The organism is Streptomyces sp. P5F9 (assembly GCF_057961495.1).
Genome location: NZ_JBXVPZ010000026.1, coordinates 1 through 16,006, shown reverse-complemented (window position 1 = coordinate 16,006; position 16,006 = coordinate 1). Strand labels below are relative to the sequence as shown.

Annotated in this window: 14 protein-coding genes and 1 pseudogene; 9 read left to right on the top strand and 6 right to left on the bottom strand. The window is 72.3% G+C overall.

Annotated features, from left to right (window positions below; translation table 11 throughout):
• Positions 1-25: 25 nt before the first annotated feature.
• Positions 26-220, bottom strand: coding sequence for a hypothetical protein (locus AC31A1_RS07515; protein WP_019066471.1), 195 nt, complete (start codon positions 218-220; stop codon positions 26-28).
• A 256-nt stretch (positions 221-476) separates the two neighbouring features.
• On the opposite strand from AC31A1_RS07515, the gene AC31A1_RS07510 reads away from it, so the two are divergent.
• From AC31A1_RS07510 to AC31A1_RS07490, 5 genes are all read left to right on the top strand, one after another.
• Entirely contained in the window at positions 477-869 is a 393-nt protein-coding gene (locus AC31A1_RS07510) for an ankyrin repeat domain-containing protein (RefSeq protein ID WP_489652473.1), read from the top strand.
• A 336-nt stretch (positions 870-1,205) separates the two neighbouring features.
• Positions 1,206-2,624: a HEAT repeat domain-containing protein gene (locus tag AC31A1_RS07505; RefSeq protein WP_489652472.1), complete on the top strand. Its 1,419-nt coding sequence runs from the start codon at positions 1,206-1,208 to the stop codon at positions 2,622-2,624.
• A 139-nt stretch (positions 2,625-2,763) separates the two neighbouring features.
• Positions 2,764-3,891, top strand: a complete 1,128-nt coding sequence (locus tag AC31A1_RS07500) for a glycosyltransferase family 4 protein (protein ID WP_489652471.1) — start codon at positions 2,764-2,766, stop codon at positions 3,889-3,891.
• Positions 3,888-5,051, top strand: a complete 1,164-nt coding sequence (locus AC31A1_RS07495; RefSeq protein WP_489652470.1) for a glycosyltransferase — start codon at positions 3,888-3,890, stop codon at positions 5,049-5,051. Before AC31A1_RS07500 ends, AC31A1_RS07495 begins: the two co-directional genes overlap by 4 nt.
• Complete coding sequence (locus AC31A1_RS07490; RefSeq protein ID WP_489652469.1) at positions 5,048-5,908, top strand: SGNH/GDSL hydrolase family protein; 861 nt, start codon at positions 5,048-5,050, stop codon at positions 5,906-5,908. The genes AC31A1_RS07495 and AC31A1_RS07490 overlap by 4 nt, the downstream gene beginning before the upstream one ends.
• A 13-nt stretch (positions 5,909-5,921) precedes the next feature.
• On the opposite strand, the gene AC31A1_RS07485 is transcribed toward AC31A1_RS07490, so the two are convergent.
• Genes AC31A1_RS07485 through AC31A1_RS07465 form a run of 5 tightly spaced genes read right to left on the bottom strand, consistent with a single transcriptional unit; the run spans position 5,922 to position 10,304 of the window.
• Positions 5,922-6,791: a 5-oxoprolinase subunit C family protein gene (locus tag AC31A1_RS07485; RefSeq protein ID WP_489652468.1), complete on the bottom strand. Its 870-nt coding sequence runs from the start codon at positions 6,789-6,791 to the stop codon at positions 5,922-5,924.
• The gene (locus AC31A1_RS07480; protein WP_489652467.1) at positions 6,788-7,405 is read right to left on the bottom strand and encodes a 5-oxoprolinase subunit B family protein; all 618 of its coding nucleotides are present in this window, start codon (positions 7,403-7,405) and stop codon (positions 6,788-6,790) included. Before AC31A1_RS07480 ends, AC31A1_RS07485 begins: the two co-directional genes overlap by 4 nt.
• A complete protein-coding gene (locus tag AC31A1_RS07475; protein WP_489652466.1) occupies positions 7,402-8,154 on the bottom strand; it encodes a LamB/YcsF family protein in 753 nt (250 codons plus the stop codon). Before AC31A1_RS07475 ends, AC31A1_RS07480 begins: the two co-directional genes overlap by 4 nt.
• Before the next feature lie 12 nt (positions 8,155-8,166).
• Positions 8,167-8,988 (bottom strand): putative hydro-lyase, encoded by an 822-nt coding sequence (locus AC31A1_RS07470; protein ID WP_489652465.1) that lies wholly within the window; start codon positions 8,986-8,988, stop codon positions 8,167-8,169.
• Positions 8,985-10,304, bottom strand: a complete 1,320-nt coding sequence (locus AC31A1_RS07465) for an MFS transporter (protein WP_489652464.1) — start codon at positions 10,302-10,304, stop codon at positions 8,985-8,987. Before AC31A1_RS07465 ends, AC31A1_RS07470 begins: the two co-directional genes overlap by 4 nt.
• A 169-nt stretch (positions 10,305-10,473) precedes the next feature.
• Between AC31A1_RS07465 and AC31A1_RS07460 the strand changes: the two genes are divergently transcribed.
• From AC31A1_RS07460 to AC31A1_RS07445, 4 genes and pseudogenes are all read left to right on the top strand, one after another.
• Entirely contained in the window at positions 10,474-11,181 is a 708-nt protein-coding gene (locus tag AC31A1_RS07460) for a GntR family transcriptional regulator (RefSeq protein WP_489652463.1), read from the top strand.
• 100 nt (positions 11,182-11,281) lie between these two features.
• A complete protein-coding gene (locus AC31A1_RS07455) occupies positions 11,282-12,808 on the top strand; it encodes a hypothetical protein (RefSeq protein ID WP_489652462.1) in 1,527 nt (508 codons plus the stop codon).
• 136 nt (positions 12,809-12,944) lie between these two features.
• Positions 12,945-13,823, top strand: coding sequence for a hypothetical protein (locus tag AC31A1_RS07450; RefSeq protein ID WP_489652461.1), 879 nt, complete (start codon positions 12,945-12,947; stop codon positions 13,821-13,823).
• Between the two features lie 66 nt (positions 13,824-13,889).
• Positions 13,890-16,006: pseudogene (locus AC31A1_RS07445) on the top strand (hypothetical protein); the annotation flags it as partial.

The window sequence follows — 16,006 nt, the reverse complement described above, 5'->3', positions numbered from 1 at the left end:
CTGAAGGTCCGTACGGGTGGTTGCGTCAGAACTTGATGCCGCCGAGGAGGCTCGCCAGGCTCTCGCCGCCGGCTTTGATGCTCGGTGCGATGGCCGTGCTGGCCATGTAGAAGCCGAAGAGCGCGGCCACAATGGCGTGGGAGGCCTTGAGTCCGTCCTTCTTGAAGAAGAGGAAGACGATGATGCCGAGAAGGACGACGCCTGACATGGACAGGATCATTTGAGCTCTCCTGGTTCGTGGGGACAGTCACCATGAGTTGTTCCAGGATCACAGGATGTATCCATACGATAAAAGGTGCAAGTGGGTGAATTCCGGCGAATTTCCCTCGGATGGCGGAGCGCATTCGGGCCGTCTGAGCAGGGGTTTCACCCGTGTCGGGCCCAAGGGTGATCTTTGCCTCGGAGGGGGCCGGTCATGTGTCTGTGGAGCCAGTACGCTGGCGATTCACCCGTACTAGTGAGAGGCGGTCAGGCCGATGAGTGAAGCCCCCGACCCCGAGGTCGTGGAGCTCGCGACCAAGATCTTCGATCTGGCCCGCCAGGGCGGGACCGAGGCGCTGGTCGCCTACGTGGACGCGGGTGTCCCGGCCAACCTCACCAATGACCGCGGCGACTCCCTGGTGATGCTCGCCGCGTACCACGGGCACGCCGACGCCGTACGGGCCCTGCTGGCGCGCGGCGCCGAGGCCGACCGGATCAACGACCGGGGCCAGACGCCGCTCGCCGGAGCCGTCTTCAAGGGCGAGCAGGAGGTGATCGACGTCCTGCTGGAGGCCGGCGCCGATCCGGCCGCGGGCACCCCGTCGGCGGTCGACACGGCCCGGATGTTCGCCAAGGCCGAGCTGCTGGAGCTGTTCGGCGCTCACTGACACGCGGCTCGTCGGCAGCGAAGACGGGCCTTCTGACCAGGTACGACAAGGAAAACGGGGGAAAACGGGGGAAGGCAGCACGGCGCCGCCCGAAATTTCGGTCGCGGCATCGAGAACTGCCGGGTCATCATGACGTCGTGATTTACGGACGCGATGGCTGGGCAGGTGTTGCCGCACCGCGCGGGCCGTAGTTGCGGCCCGCATGGGCCACCTACGAGAGGCAGAGGAAAATGGTCTACAGCAAGCAGGAAACGGCGGGCGCCCCGACGTGTTGTCACGCGGCCAGGTAGTGCACGTCCCCCGGTTGCGTCGACGCTTGATGTGAGGCTGTTTCCCATGTTCGATCCGGTCATAGCGCCCAGCGGTACGCTGCTCGGCCTGCTTCAGCGGGGCCGCGGCGACGGCACACTGCACGCGCTCACCGCACCCCGTGCCGAGGCACTCGCGGCACTGAACCACTGTGTGCTGCGCGATCCCCGCCACGACTGGCAGGTGGAGAACCGCTCCCTGTACTACGCCCGTCTGTACCTCGATCTGGGCGGCGACCTGGACGCCGTGGAGGCCCACCTCTTCGACACCGAGGACGTCCTCGACACCGAGGAGTCCCGTACGGGCCTCGCGCTCGCCGTCCTCGGGCACCTCGCCTCCTACGGCAGGCGGGACGCGCTCCTGCTGCTGCGCAGGTACGCGGCCTCCGGCAGCAACTGGGCCTGGGCGCTGGACGAGCTGGCACTCAGGGACGACGACGCGGGCCTGCGCGCCCTCGCCGCCCCCGTGCTGGCGCGTTTCCCGGCCGACCCCGAGGGCGAGGCCGAACTGGCCACCGCCGTGCGCGACGCCTTCGAACCCCGGCCCTGGCGGCTGTGGGCCGAGGATCCACGCGAATCGATCGCCACGCGCGTGCGTGCCGCCCAGGAGGCCGGCTGCTTCGACCTCTGGCAACGCCAGATGCGACCTACCGGGCCCCGTCCGGGATGGAGCGTGCAAGCCGTGTTCGAATGGGCCCAGCAGGGCCTCGAACGCGGGGCCGCGCTGCACGTCCCCGCCGCCCGCTGCCTCACCGCCGTCGCGGGCCCCGAGGACCGGCCCGAGATCGTCGAGGCCGCCAAGGACGGCAGTGAAGGCGCCCGCTGCACCGCACTGCGCTATCTCGCCGACAGCAACGATCCCGAAGCCCTCCCCCTCATCGAACGCGCGGTGGCCACCGGCCCGGCACCCGTCGTGGAAGCCGCCGTGGACGCCTTCGAACGGATGCGGTCCGTCGCCGCCGTGGACCGCGCCCGCGGCTGGGCCCGCCGACCCGACCCGCTCGGCGCCGCCGCAGGACGCATGCTCGCCTGCCGGGGCGGAGCCCAGGACAGCGACCTGGTCCTCGGCGCCCTCAGGGAGGCCGTCATGGGCGAAGGACCCGACGCCCCCACCCTGTGGACCCTCGTCGACGGCGCCGGACGCCTCGGCATCGCCTGCGCCGCACCCGTCCTGCGCCATGTGTACCGCGAGACCGCCTCGTCCCATCTGCGCGGCCGGGCCGCCCGCGCCCTGGCCGCCACCGATCCCTCCTACCCCACAGGCTTCGCCGTCGAGTGCCTCTGGGACTGCGAGGAGACCACCCGCGAGATCGCCGCCCGGCACGCCGAGACCGCCGACACCCGCGTCGTGGAGCAGCTCCGCAGGCTCGCCGCCGACCCGGCCGAGGAAGCGGAAGTCCAGACAGCCGTACGGAGCCGGATCGGGCCCGACGCACCCGCAGTGTGAACGTGGGATGACCCGCGGGTCAGACGCGCATGGACGCCGTCTGACCTGCTCGGGTGTGCAGCGCAACGCTCATGGGACGTTCACCGTTCGCATAGATCCACGTTGACGCGGGCACGTCCAGCGCGGCGAGAACACGGGTATGCGTGTCGTCATCGTGACCGAATCCTTTCCCCCCGATGTGAACGGCGTGGCCCACTGCGCGCTCCAGACCGCCCGGCACCTCGTGGATCGCGGTCATCATCCGCTCGTCGTCGCGCCGGCCACCTCGGCCGGTCCCGGGCCCGACGCCGAGTCGCCGTGCCCCGTCATCCGTGTCCCCTCCCTACCGCTCCCGGGCTACCCCCAGGTCCGCGTCGCCCTCCCCAGCCGACGCGTCGCCGCGGCCATCACCGAACACCGCGCCGACATCGTGCACCTGGCCAGCCCCTTCATCCTCGGCGTCCGCGGCATGGCCGCCGCCGCGCGGCTCGGCATCCCCGCCGTCGCCGTCTACCAGACCGACCTCGCCGGATACGCCCGTACGTACGTCGGTGCGGGCGAGGCCACCGCCTGGCGGCGCATCCGCTCCGTGCACGCCGCCGCCGACCGCACCCTCGCGCCCTCCAGCGCGGCCCTGGGCGACCTGGAGGCACACGGCGTGCCCCGGGTCAGGCTCTGGCCGCGGGGCGTGGACACCGAGCGTTTCCGCCCCGAGTACCGGGACGAGGCGCTGCGCCGCGAACTCGCCCCGAACGGCGAACTGATCGTCGGCTACGTCGGCCGGCTCGCCCCCGAGAAGCAGATCGAACTCCTCGCCGGAACCTGCGGTCTCCCGGGCGTCCGTGTCGTGGTCGTCGGCGACGGGCCCAGCCGGCCGCACCTCGACGAGGCACTTCCGGGCGCGGTCTTCCTCGGCCGGCGTACCGGAGACGAGCTCGCCCGTATCTTCGCCTCGTTGGACATATTCGCGCACACCGGACCTTTTGAGACCTTCTGTCAGACCGTCCAGGAAGCCATGGCCAGCGGCGTCCCCGTCGTCGCGCCCGCCGCCGGCGGCCCGCTGGACCTGGTCGCCCACGGGCGCACCGGGTTCCTCTTCCCGCCGCGCGACGAGGCCGCCGTGACGGACGCCGTGCGGACCCTGGCCACCGATCCCGCACTGCGGGCCGAGTACGGCACCGCCGCGCGGGCCATGGTCGAGGGCCGCACCTGGGCGGCCGTCGGCGACCAGCTGATCGCGCACTATGGCGATGTCCTCGCCGCGCGCAAGGTGGTGGTGGCTGCATGAACACCGCCGCGCTGCGGATCGTCCGCCTCGCCAACTTCGTGGCCCCATCCTCCGGAGGGCTGCGCACCGCCCTGCGCGAGCTGGGCAAGGGCTTCAAGGAGGCCGGGCACGATCCGGTCCTCATCGTGCCCGGCGAGCGCCACACCGACCGCGAGACCGAACAGGGCCGGGTCATCACCCTGCCCGGGCCGCTGCTCCCCGGCACCGGCGGCTACCGCGTCCTCGCCGACAAGCGGCGCGTGGCCACCCTCCTGGAACAACTCGCCCCGGACCGCCTGGAGGTCTCCGACCGTACGACCCTGCGCTGGACCGGCAAATGGGCCAGGCGGGCCCGCGTCCCCGCCGTGATGGTGTCCCACGAGACCGCCGACGGCGTCCTGCGCACCTGGGGCCTGTCGGAGAACATGTCCCGGCGCACCGCCGACGCCCTCAACGTCCGTACGGCGCACACCTACGCGCGCGTGGTGTGCACCACGGAGTTCGCCGAGCGGGAGTTCGTCCGCATCGGCGCCCGCAATGTCGTACGGGCTCCGCTGGGCGTCGACCTGGTGGGACGCAGTCCGGCGCTGCGGGACCCGGTGGTGCGCGCGGAGTACGCGCGCATGGACCAGGTTCTGCTGGTGACCTGCACCAGGCTCTCGGTGGAGAAGAAGCCCGGCACGGCGCTCGACGCCCTGGAGGCGCTGGTGCGGCGCGGGCGGCGGGCGGTCCTCGTCGTCGCCGGGGACGGGCCGCTGCGGGCCCGGCTCGAACAGCGGGCGCGGGAGCGCGGGTTGCCGGTCGTCTTCCTCGGCCACGTCTCCGACCGGCGGCTGCTCGGCGCGCTCCAGGCCTCCGCCGACGTGTGCCTGGCACCCGGGCCCGCCGAGACCTTCGGGCTCGCCGCGCTGGAGGCCATGGCCTGCGGGACGCCCGTGGTGGCCAGCGCCTCGTCCGCACTGCCCGAGGTGATCGGCTCCGCCGGTGCCACGGCCGCGGACAACGGCAGGGCCTTCGCGGACGCAGTCGACATGCTCCTCGAACGCTCCGAGGTGGAGCGCCGCGAGATCGCACGCGCGCGTGCGGAGTGCTTCGGCTGGCACACGGCGGTCGACGCGTTCCTCGCGGCCCACGACGCGGATGTTCCGGTACGGCGGTTCGTGCCCGGAGGCGTGGCATGAGAACGGTCCGTTTCGTCGCCCTCGGTGACTCGCTCACCGAGGGCGTGGGCGATCCCGTCGGTGAGGCGTGGCGCGGTTGGGCCGCGCTGCTCGCCGACGGGCTGGCCCAACAACCCGAGGGGTCCGTGGAGTTCACGAACCTGGCGGTGAGCGGGGCGCAGACGCGGGACGTGCTGGAACGGCAGACCCCGGCCGCGCTCGCCCTGAACCCGGACGTCGTGTCCGTCGTCATAGGCGTCAACGACACCCTGCGCTGCACCTTCGACATCCAGGCCGTGGCCGCGCGCCTCGACGAGGTCTACGCGGCCTTCACGGCGCAGGGGGCGACCCTCCTCACGGCCTGTCTGCCCGACCCGGGCGCGATGCTCGGCCTCCCGGGCGCCCTGGCCCGCCCGCTGGCCCGACGGCAACGAGCCGTCAACACCGTGGTGCACGCGCTCTCGGAGCGGTACGGGGCCGTGCATCTGCACGCGGCGGAGGGCGAGTGGATCATGGGCCGCGAGATCTGGAGCGCGGACCGGCTGCACCCCAGCGAGCGAGGGCACCGCCAACTGGCGCTGCGTTTCCACGCGTTGCTCACCGACGAGGGCGTGGCCTCGGGGGTCGCGCCCTCGCCCGAGCCCGAGTTCCCGGTGCCCACCAGGTCGGCCAGCCTGCTGTGGCTGGCGACCGCGGGCACCGGGTGGGTGGCCCGCCGCTGCACCGACCTGTTGCCGCAGCTCCTGAGGCTGGCCGCCGACGAGATGCGCCACCGCGCGCGGGGCACCAGCGCGCGCCTCGACCTGAGCGCGTCCCACGCCGTGTCGATGGCACTGGCCTCGCTGTCGGTGCAGCAGGAGCAACCGGACGCCGCATAGGGCGTCCGGGGCCTCAGCGGCGCCGTACGGCCACGAAACGGACCGGAGTTCCGGGCACCGCCTGAGCGGCCGCCGGGAGGTCAGAGGGGCGGACGACCGCGATCACCGGGTACCCGCCGGTGGTCGGATGGTCGGCGAGGAACACCACCGGGCGACCGTCCGGTGGCACCTGGACGGCACCGAGGACCATGCCCTCGCTGGGGAGTTCACCGGTGAGGGCCCGCTCCAGGGCGGGCCCCTCGGTGCGCAGCCCGATGCGGTTGCTCGCCGAGGACACCCGGTACGCGCGGGACGTGAACGTGCGTACGGCCTCCGGGGTGAACCAGTCGTCGCGGGGTCCCAGGGTCACCCGCAGGACGAGTTCGACCGGGGGGCGCGGCTGCGGGGCGACGTCCACGCACGCGTGGAGGCTCATCGGGGAACCCAGCGGCAGTATGGCGCCGTTCGTGAGCGGCGGCGGACCGAGCCCGGACAACAGGTCCGTGGAGCGGCTGCCGAGCACCGGCTCCACGCCGACGCCACCGGCGAAGGCGACGTAGGACCGCACTCCGGAGACGGCCGTTCCGATGTCCAGGAGAGCCCCGGCGGGCACATGCACGGGGGCGCCCCAGGCGACGGGCCGTCCGTCCACCGTGACCGGGCAGGGGGCGCCCCCGACGGCCACGAGGATCGTTGAACGAGGCCGTACGGCACAGCCGTTGAGGGTCGTCTCCAGGACGGCCGCCTCGGGCGGATTGCCGACCAGCCGGTTGACGAGCGCCGCCGCGGGCCCGTCGAGTGCCCCGGAGCGCGGCACCCCCAGGTGCGCGTGTCCGGGCCGTCCCAGGTCCTGCACCGTCGTCAGCGCCCCGGCCCGTACGACGGCGACCGCGCGGTCCGTCATACGTCCGCCACCGGGACGAAGCGCACGCGCGTGCCCGGCGACAGCAGCGCGGCCGGCTCGCGTGCGGTGTCCCACAGGACCGCGTCCGTCGTGCCGATCAGCTGCCAGCCACCGGGCGAGGCGCGCGGGTAGACGCCGGTGTACGGGCCCGCCAGGCCCACGGCACCGGCGTGGACGGCCGTGCGCGGGGTGGCCCGGCGCGGGACGTCGTAGCGGGCCGGGAGGCCGGTGAGGTAGCCGAAACCGGGGGCGAACCCGCAGAAGGCGACGCGGAACTCGGTGGCCGCGTGGATGCGGCCCACCTCCTCCTCGGGTACGCCCCACATGGCGGCGACGTCGGCGAGGTCCGGGCCGTCGTACCGCACCGGGAGGTCGACCACCTCACCCGCGCGTGGGGGAGCGGGGGGAACGTCGGAGGCAGCGAGTTCGGAGGCCAGCCGGGCCGGGTCTTCGAGGCCGTCGAGGAGGACCGTGCGGGCGGCGGGGACGATCTCGCGGACGGTGAGCAGACCTTCCGCGCGGCGGCGCAGCAGCTCCGCGTGGACGGCCTGGGCCTCCTCCCCGGAGGCGACCTCGACGAGGAGCGCGTTGTCGCCGACGGGCAGCGCCTTCATGCGAACGCCTCCACCCGGACACCCGACTCCAGGAGCCGCGCGCGGACCCTGCGGGCCAGGTCGACCGCGCCGGGCGTGTCCCCGTGCAGGCACAGGGAGCGGGCTCGTACCTCGATGCGCGCCCCGGAGAGCGCGTCGACCGTCCCGGAGCGGGCCAGGCTCAGCGAGCGCTCCACGACGGCCTCGGGGTCGGTGACCACCGCGCCGTCCCGGCCGCGCGGCACGAGGGTGCCCTCGTCGGTGTAGGCGCGGTCCGCGAACGCCTCCGTGACGGCCGGCAGGCCCGCCTTGGCTGCCAGGTCGAGGACGACCGAACCGGGCAGCCCGAGCACGGGCAGCGAGCCGCCGGCCAGGAGCACGCCCTCGATCACCGCGGCGGCCTGCTCCGGGTCGTGCACGACCCGGTTGTAGAGCGCGCCGTGCGGCTTGACGTACGACACGCGCGTGCCCGCCGCGCGGGCGAACACCTCCAAGGCGCCGATCTGGTACGCCACTTCGGCCGCCAGCTCGGCGGACGGCACGTCCATCGCGCGCCGCCCGAACCCCGCCAGGTCCCGGTAGGACACCTGCGCGCCGACCCGTACCCCGCGCTCGGCCGCCAGCTCGCACACCCGCCGCATGGTGACCGGGTCCCCGGCGTGGAAGCCGCAGGCCACGTTGGCGCTGGTGACGACGGACAACAGCTGTTCGTCGTCGGTGAGATGCCAGCGGCCGAAGCCCTCGCCGAGGTCGGCGTTCAGATCGATCATCATCTCTCCTGGTCAGGCGACGCGGTACTGCTCGTCGCGGGCGTCGGTGACGAACATCTGGCCCGGCGCGTGCGTGATCGCGAACGGCGGGCGGGATGCCATCACCGCGGCCTGCGGGGTCACTCCGCAGGCCCAGAACACCGGGATGTCGTCCGGAGCGGCGTCCACCGGATCACCGAAGTCCGGCCGGTCGAGGTCCTCGATGCCGAGCCCCGAGGGATCGCCGCAGTGTACGGGGCTGCCGTGCACCGCCGGGAGCAGCGCCGTCTCCCGGATCGCCGTGGCCAGATGCTCCGGCGGCACCGGGCGCATCGACACCACCATCGGGCCGTGCAGTCGTCCCGCCGGGCGGCACGGGCGACTCGTCACGTACATTGGGACGTTGCGCCCCTGCTCGATGTGACGGATCGGGACACCCGCCTCGCTCAGCGACCACTCGAAGGTGAAGCTGCAGCCGATCAGGAACGACACCAGGTCGTCACGCCAGTACGCCCGCACGTCGGTCGGCTCGTCCGTCAACTCGCCGTCCCGCCACACCCGGTAGCGCGGCAGATCGGTGCGCAGGTCCGCGCCGTCCGCGAGAACCGTCTGCCAGGAGCCGGCGTCCGTGACGTCGAGCACCGGACAGGGCTTCGGGTTGCGCTGGCAGAACAGCAGCATGTCGTAGGCCCAGTCGGTGGGCACCGAGATCAGGTTGACCTGGGTGTGGCCCGCCGCGACCCCGGCCGTGGGACCCGTCAGCCCGGCCCGGAACCGGGCCCGGGCGGAACGCGGGCTCCACGCGTGCGCGTGCCCGTCGGCGAGGGTCACGGGGCGGTCCTCCGTGCGGTTCACGCCAGTTCCTTTCCACGCGTCTCCGGCAGTCCGAGGAGCGCCAGTGCCGCGATGCCGTAACCGATGGCCCCGAAGACGAGCGCTCCGCCCACACCCCAACTGTCGGCCAGGAAGCCCACCAGGGTCGGGAAGACGGCGCCCACCGCGCGGCCCGTGTTGTACGTGAAGCCCTGTCCCGTGCCGCGCACCGCCGTCGGATACAGCTCGCTCAGGTACGAGCCGAAGCCGCTGAAGATCGCCGACATGCAGAACCCGAGCGGGAAACCGAGCACCAGGAGAAGGGTGTTGGCGCCGCTGGGAATGTGCGTGTACGCCAGGATGCAGACTGCCGAGAGCAGCGCGAAGAGCCAGATGTTGCGCTTGCGGCCCAGCACGTCGGTGAGGTAGCCGCCGGTCAGATAGCCCAGGAAGGCGCCGGAGATCAGGAAGGTCAGATAGCCGCCGGTGCCGACGACCGACAGGCCGCGCTCCGTCTTGAGGTACGTCGGCACCCAGGTGGCGAGGGTGTAGTAACCGCCCTGGACGCCGGTGGAGAGCAGGCCCGCGAAGACCGTCGTGCGCAGCAGGCCCGGGGACCCGGCGGTGCCCGGCTTGAAGATCGCCGCGAACGACCCCTTCTGGGGGTTCTGCTCGCGGGCGGCCGTCGCCTCCGGGGCGTCGTGCACCCGGCGCCGCACCCAGAGCACCAGCAGCGCGGGCAGCGCGCCGGTCCAGAACATCACCCGCCAGGCCAGGTCGTCGCCGAGGAACGAGAAGACCAGCGTGTAGACGACCGCCGCCAGCGCCCAGCCCACCGCCCAGGAACTCTGGACCGCGCCGAGCGTACGGCCGCGGTGCTTCGCGCTCGCGTACTCGGCGACCAGGATCGCGCCGACCGCCCACTCGCCGCCGAAACCGAGCCCCTGGAGGGCGCGGAACACCAGCAGGGTCTCGTAGTTGGGCGCGAAGCCGCAGGCCACGGTGAAGACGGCGTAGGTGATCACCGTGATCATCAGGGCCTTGACGCGGCCGACCCGGTCGGCGAAGACGCCCGCCACGGCGCCGCCGACCGCCGAGACGACCAGCGTGACCGTGGTGAACAGGCCGGTCTGGCCGCTGTCCAGGCCGAAGTACGCGGCCAGCGCCACCATGCTCAGCGGCAGCGTGAAGTAGTCGTAGGAGTCCAGGGCGTAGCCGCCGAACGCGCCGGCGAAGGCGCGGCGGCCGTTCGGACCGAGCGCGCGCAGCCAGGCCAACGCGCCGTCGTCGGCGGTGAGTTCATCCGTGTCCGGATGTACGCCGGTCACCGGGGCCTGAGGTGGAGGGGTCGTGCTCATGGGCACCTCGCAGAGGGAGGACGGAGGGTGCTGGGCGTGAGCAGTGCCGTGCGGGAGCAGCCGGCGCCGGGGTGAGCGGTGGCGCCTTGTCGAGAAAGGTAGAGGATCGTTGAACGATCCTTCAATACCCATGTTGTTTCGTTCTTGTATCTGCGGTTGAATTCCGGGCATGGCAGAGCAGATGGCGGGACTGGCCGACGACCGCGCCCTCCTGGGCCGCACGAGCACCGCGGAACGCGTCTCGGACATCCTCAGGAGCCGTATCGCCGAGGGCTATTTCCCACCGGGCACGCGGCTCTCGGAGGACAGCATCGGAGGGGCGCTCGGTGTGTCCCGCAACACACTCCGCGAGGCGTTCCGGCTGCTCACCCACGAGCGGCTGCTCGTCCACGAGTTGAACCGGGGCGTCTTCGTCCGGGTCCTGAGCGTCGAGGACGTCGAGGACATCTACCGCACCCGCCGCCTCGTCGAGTGCGCCGTCGTCCGCGGACTGGGCGAACCGCCGTACGCCCTCGAACAGCTCGCCGCGGCCGTCACCGAGGGGCAGGTGGCTTCCGTCGAAGATGACTGGAAAGGAGTGGGTACGGCGAACATCCACTTCCACAGGGAACTCGTCGCCCTCGCCGGCACCGCCCGCACCAACGAACTCATGCGCAGCGTCTTCGCCGAACTCCGGCTCGCCTTCCACCTCGTGGACGACCCGAAGGCGCTCCACGAGCCGTACCTCCAGCGCAACCGCCTGATCCTCCAGGCCCTCCAGGCGAACGACCCCGCCGAGGCCGAGAAACTGCTCGCGGTCTACCTCGACGACTCGCTCGAACGGGTCGTCGACGCGTACCGCAACCGGGTCGGCGAGGACGGCTCGGCGGTCGACTGAGGACGGCACGGCGCTCGACCGACTCGCACACACGGCTGAGGCGGTAGTCGCTTCTGCGTCGTTTGGGTCGTTGTCAGACCGAGGACCTAGTCTGTGCACCGTGACTTCGCCTGCATCGACGGACAGCGTTCCGCCCCAGTTCAGCGCGGGGCCGCGCCCCGCCCCGGGCCCGGCCGCCGACGAGGGACTGGCGCGGCGCCTGCGCGCGCTCGCCTGCACCGCGCCGCTGCACGACCTCGACGCACGCAAGGCGAATCTCGCGGGCGAGTACTCGGTCTACGGCATGGCCGAGGTGGCCCTCGCCGCCATCGACCTGGTCACCCTCAACATGGACTTCGACACGGGTGCCGACCACGACCAGATAGTGGCCAGGCTCATCCCGCGCATCGCCGCCCAGGCCCCGCAGCGCCCCGTCGTCGAGCACGAGCGCGTGGCCCGCTGGGTCCTGGAGAACCTGATCAACGTCGGCAGCGTCGACCGCGGCTTCCGCACGGTCTACGGCACGTTCGCCCAGGACGGCACGTATGTGCGCCGCGACTACGACTTCAAGCTGATCGAAGAGGTCCCCGGCTACGGGGGCAGCGTGTACCTCCGTACGACCGACGAGGCCGTCAACGTCCTCGTGGGGGCCCTCGACACCGACGTCACCAGTGCGCAGATCGCCGCCGAGGTGAAGCTGGAGGTGCTGATCAGCCGCGGCCGGCTCGCCGACGCGCAGCTGGCCGCGGAGCAGGCCCGGTACCGGACCGTGCAGTACTCGGAGACGCTCCGGCGCGCGCTGGACGCCACACGGCGCAACGTCCGCGCGGTGGACTGGCTCAACACCGTGCCGGACATGATCGCCGAGGCCCTCGACCACGTCGCCGATCGGTATCGCCACGAGAACGCGATCCTGACCAATATCCGCAAGGCCCGTGACGAGTCCGAGGATGCCGAACAGAAGCGGCGGGCGGCCGAGTTGGTCGACATCGTCAAGGACTGCATCCGGCGGCACACGCAGCTTCAGTCGCGTCTTCTGGAGGCCGGGCCGCTGTTCCGTGCGGAGCAGGATCGGCAGGCCTTCGCCACGCCGATGACGACCTCGGGGATCGATCTCTACGGGCATCTCGTCTCGCCCGTTCTGCCGTTGCCCCTGGAGGGGGCGATCCGGGTCACTGACGCGTTCTTCGCTCGTGGGACCGGGTTGCGTACGCCGGTGTCCGTTCGGGTGGGGGATCTTGTCGACATACTGCTGACGCCGCCTGCCGAGCGGGAGCATCTCGGTGCGGAGATGCCTGAGCCGGATCTCATCGCCACGCCGGATGACAGTCGGTTCAGCGAGGAGCAGCTGGCGGCGGCCATGGAGTTGCTCGATCTGCCTGCGGATGCGCCTCGGCGGTTGTCGGGGTTGCTCGCGGATGCGCGCCGGCGGGATCCCGAACTTCCTTATCTGGTGGCTTTGTTGGCTGTGCATGCGGCCAGTCCGCCCGTCGGTACGGCTTATCGGCAGGGGGAACCGAAGCTGTTGTTCGCCGTGGACGACGGTGTGGAGCTGGATGATCCCGAGTTCGGTGGGGCCGATCTGATTGTGGGGATGGCCTTGTTGGACGCGGCGGGGATGGCCGCGGGGCGGAGTGAGGCGGCGTGATGGGTCTGTCGTTTTTTGGGTGCGCGCCCGCTGTGGCTGGTCGCGCCCACGCGGCGGAGCCGCACATGTCACAGCCCCGCGCCCCCATCGGGGCGCCTGACATCGACCTCGTTTTGAAGACCAAGGAGTCGCAGTCGTGAGTGAGCAGGGCGAATGGAGTGAGCCGGAGGCTGCCGCCCCGGCGGTGAGTGCCGCTGTCACGCCCGCCGACGCTGCCGACGCCGCTCGGCTTGTTGCCTTTGGGTTGCAGCCGAAGTTGCAGCCCGCGCGGGATCAGGAGTACGCGGAGTTGCTCCGCCGATACCGCGAGGATCCGCCGTTTGCCCGGCTTGCCGACGCCGTGGCTGCCGGGCTCGGGCTGGTCGTGCTGGAGGTGTCCCCGCGCGCGGGGATGGCCGTAACCGCCGCCGAGGACTCGGTGTTCGCCGTACGGATGGGGGACTACGCGCGTCGTACGGCCGCCGACTCCGGGGACCGGTTCCTGCATGGGCTTGCCCACTTGGCCGTCGCCGCCATGGCGTTTCCGCGGCCCGAGGATCTTGCCGACGACGGGTACATCGGGCGTGTCACGGTCAACGGGGTCGACGCCTTCGTACGGCAGGCCTGCCGGCGGCTGGAGGAGCGGGCCGACGAGCAGGGCATGAACACCGACCCGGCCACCGACGCGCCCGGTCTGGAGGCCGCCTGGCGGATCTGGGTCAGACGCAGCGCGACCGGAGCCACCAAGGACGCCCGGAGACTGGCCGGTTCGACCACCGGCATCGTCGGCAAGGCGGCCGCCTTCCTCACCGACTCCGGGTTCCTGCAGCGCACCGGCGACGACAACGGCGGGACCTATCGCACGACCGCCCGCTATCAGCTCCAGGTGCGTGACATGGCCGGGAGTGCCGCCATGGCCGAGCTGCTGGAGCTGGGCGTCGTCCCGGTCACCGACGGCACCGCCAGCCTGTTGCCCGCCGAGGACACCGAGGACCTGGAGCTGGTGGCCGACGCCGGGCTGCCGTTCCATTCCTGAGATCCCTCAGCTCCTGAGGTTCCTCAACTCCTCCCACCTGCCGAAGACTTACGACGAGAGTCCGCCATGTACGAGCTGTCCCGGGTCCGCCTCTACTCCATCGGGCCCGCCGGTGCGCGCTACGCCGACACCGTGCTTGACCTGCGAGGCGTGGGCCAGCCCGTGCCCGATCCCGCGCCCACCCAGGCGGAGTTCTTCGAGGACGAGCCCGTCGGGCCGCCGCGCCGCCCCGCGCCCGCCGGGGTGCTCTTCCTGGAGAACGGTGGCGGCAAGTCCGTCCTGCTCAAGTTGATCTTCTCCGTGATGCTGCCGGGACATCGCAACACTCTTGGCGGCGCCAGTTCCGGTGTGCTGCGCAAGTTCCTCCTCGCGGACGACTGCGGTCATGTCGCCCTGGAGTGGCAGCACACACTGACCGGCGAGTGCGTGGTGGTCGGCAAAGTCAGCGAGTGGCGGGGGCGTCAAGTCTCCAACGACCCGCGGAAGTTCGCCGAGGCCTGGTACTCGTTCCGGCCCGGGCCGGGGCTGAGCCTGGACAACCTCCCTGTCGCCGAGGCCACTTCCGTACGACCGCCCGTCGAGGGCGCGTCCGGAGCACAGGGCCGGCGGCGCACCATGAAGGGGTTCCGGGACGCCATCACCGAGGCGGGCAAGGCGTATCCGCACCTCGAAGTGCACTGGGAGGAGATCCACGACCGCTGGATCGAGCACCTCGGCGACCTGGGCCTCGACCCCGAACTCTTCCGCTACCAGCGGGAGATGAACGCCGACGAGGGCGAGGCCGCCGGTCTCTTCGCGGTCAAGAAGGACTCCGACTTCACCGACCTGTTGCTCCGCGCGGTCACCGACACCCGGGACACCGACGGCCTCGCCGACCTGGTCGGCGGCTTCGGCAACAAGCTGGGACGGCGGGCCGAGCTGATCTCCGAGCGGGACTTCACGGCCGGTTCCGTGGACCTGCTCGGCCGGATCGTCGAGGCCGCCGAGGCGCGGGCACGCGCGCGTGACATCCACGCCGGCGCCGAGCGCCGTACCCGGACCCTGGCGCGACGGCTGTCCGCGCGGGGCGCGCAGGAGCGGGTGCGGGCCGCCGACCTCGCCCAGCGGGTCACCGCCGCCGCGTACGCCGTCACGCACGCCGAGGGGGCGCGGGAGCGCAGCGCGCTGATCGCCGCCGAACTCGCCTACCGGCACGCCTCGTTGGCGCTCGCCACGATGGAGAAGTCCGCCGCCGCGCAGAAGCGCGAGCTGGCCGACGCCCGCACGCTGCACGCCGCCTGGCAGGCCGCCGAGGCGGTACTACGGCACCGGGCCGCCGCCGACCGCTCCGCGCGCGTGGCCGTCGCTATCCGCGAGGCCGAACGGGACGCCGCACCAGCGCTCGCCGCCCGCGCCAAGGCCGCCGTCGATCTCGTACGGGCCCTGCACTCGGCCGCCGAGAGCGCCGAGAACCTCGCCAACGAGGGCGAGGAGCGCTCCGCCGCGCTCCAGGAAGTCGGCGAGACCTCGCACCGGGACGCGACCTCCGCCGCCACCGAGGCGCAGCGAGCCCGCAGCGAGGTCGGGCATCTGCGCCAGCGCCTGTCCGAGGTCGAGCAGGAGACCGCCGAGGCGGTGCGCGCCGGCTGGCTCGACGACAGTGCCCCCGACGCCGACCCGGCCCGCGCGGCCCTCGCCGCGAGCGACGCCGAGAAGACCGCCGTGGCCTCCTGGGACACCGCACGCGAGGCATCCCGCCGCGCCTCCGAGCACGCCCGCGAAGCGGCTTCCGCCGAATCCCGCGCGGAGTTGACGGCGGCTCGCGCGTCCGACGCGGCCACCGCCGCCGAGCGGACCTACGACGCGGAGCGGCGCCTCGCGGAGGGGCTGGCGGGGGAGGAGCGGCTCGCGGAGTTGCTCAGCTTGCCTGGAGCCGGTGGTGCCGTAGGCGGTACCGGTGGTGTGCCGGTGCCGCGTGGTGCGGGCGGTGAGCGCGCGGGCGACGGGGCGGTGGCGGGACAGGGTGACGCCGGAGCCGTAGGCAGTGCCGGCCAGGGCGCTGACGGCGTCGCGGGCAGGCGCTCGGGTGCCGACGGTCACGGTGACGGTGCCGAGTCGGGCGCGCGTACCGGTGCTTCGGCCAACGGCCTTGCCGCAAGCGGCCGTTCCGCCGCCAGCACCTCCTCCCTCGCCCACCCGGGCCC

Bases quoted from the DNA above. Each gene is read 5' to 3' on its own strand.
- AC31A1_RS07515 (WP_019066471.1), bottom strand. From the start codon at position 220: ATGATCCTGTCCATGTCAGGCGTCGTCCTTCTCGGCATCATCGTCTTC.
- AC31A1_RS07460 (WP_489652463.1), top strand. From the start codon at position 10,474: ATGGCAGAGCAGATGGCGGGACTGGCCGACGACCGCGCCCTCCTGGGC.
- AC31A1_RS07505 (WP_489652472.1), top strand. From the start codon at position 1,206: ATGTTCGATCCGGTCATAGCGCCCAGCGGTACGCTGCTCGGCCTGCTT.
- AC31A1_RS07485 (WP_489652468.1), bottom strand. From the start codon at position 6,791: ATGACGGACCGCGCGGTCGCCGTCGTACGGGCCGGGGCGCTGACGACG.
- AC31A1_RS07490 (WP_489652469.1), top strand. From the start codon at position 5,048: ATGAGAACGGTCCGTTTCGTCGCCCTCGGTGACTCGCTCACCGAGGGC.
- AC31A1_RS07480 (WP_489652467.1), bottom strand. From the start codon at position 7,405: ATGAAGGCGCTGCCCGTCGGCGACAACGCGCTCCTCGTCGAGGTCGCC.
- AC31A1_RS07500 (WP_489652471.1), top strand. From the start codon at position 2,764: ATGCGTGTCGTCATCGTGACCGAATCCTTTCCCCCCGATGTGAACGGC.
- AC31A1_RS07465 (WP_489652464.1), bottom strand. From the start codon at position 10,304: ATGAGCACGACCCCTCCACCTCAGGCCCCGGTGACCGGCGTACATCCG.
- AC31A1_RS07510 (WP_489652473.1), top strand. From the start codon at position 477: ATGAGTGAAGCCCCCGACCCCGAGGTCGTGGAGCTCGCGACCAAGATC.
- AC31A1_RS07495 (WP_489652470.1), top strand. From the start codon at position 3,888: ATGAACACCGCCGCGCTGCGGATCGTCCGCCTCGCCAACTTCGTGGCC.
- AC31A1_RS07475 (WP_489652466.1), bottom strand. From the start codon at position 8,154: ATGATCGATCTGAACGCCGACCTCGGCGAGGGCTTCGGCCGCTGGCAT.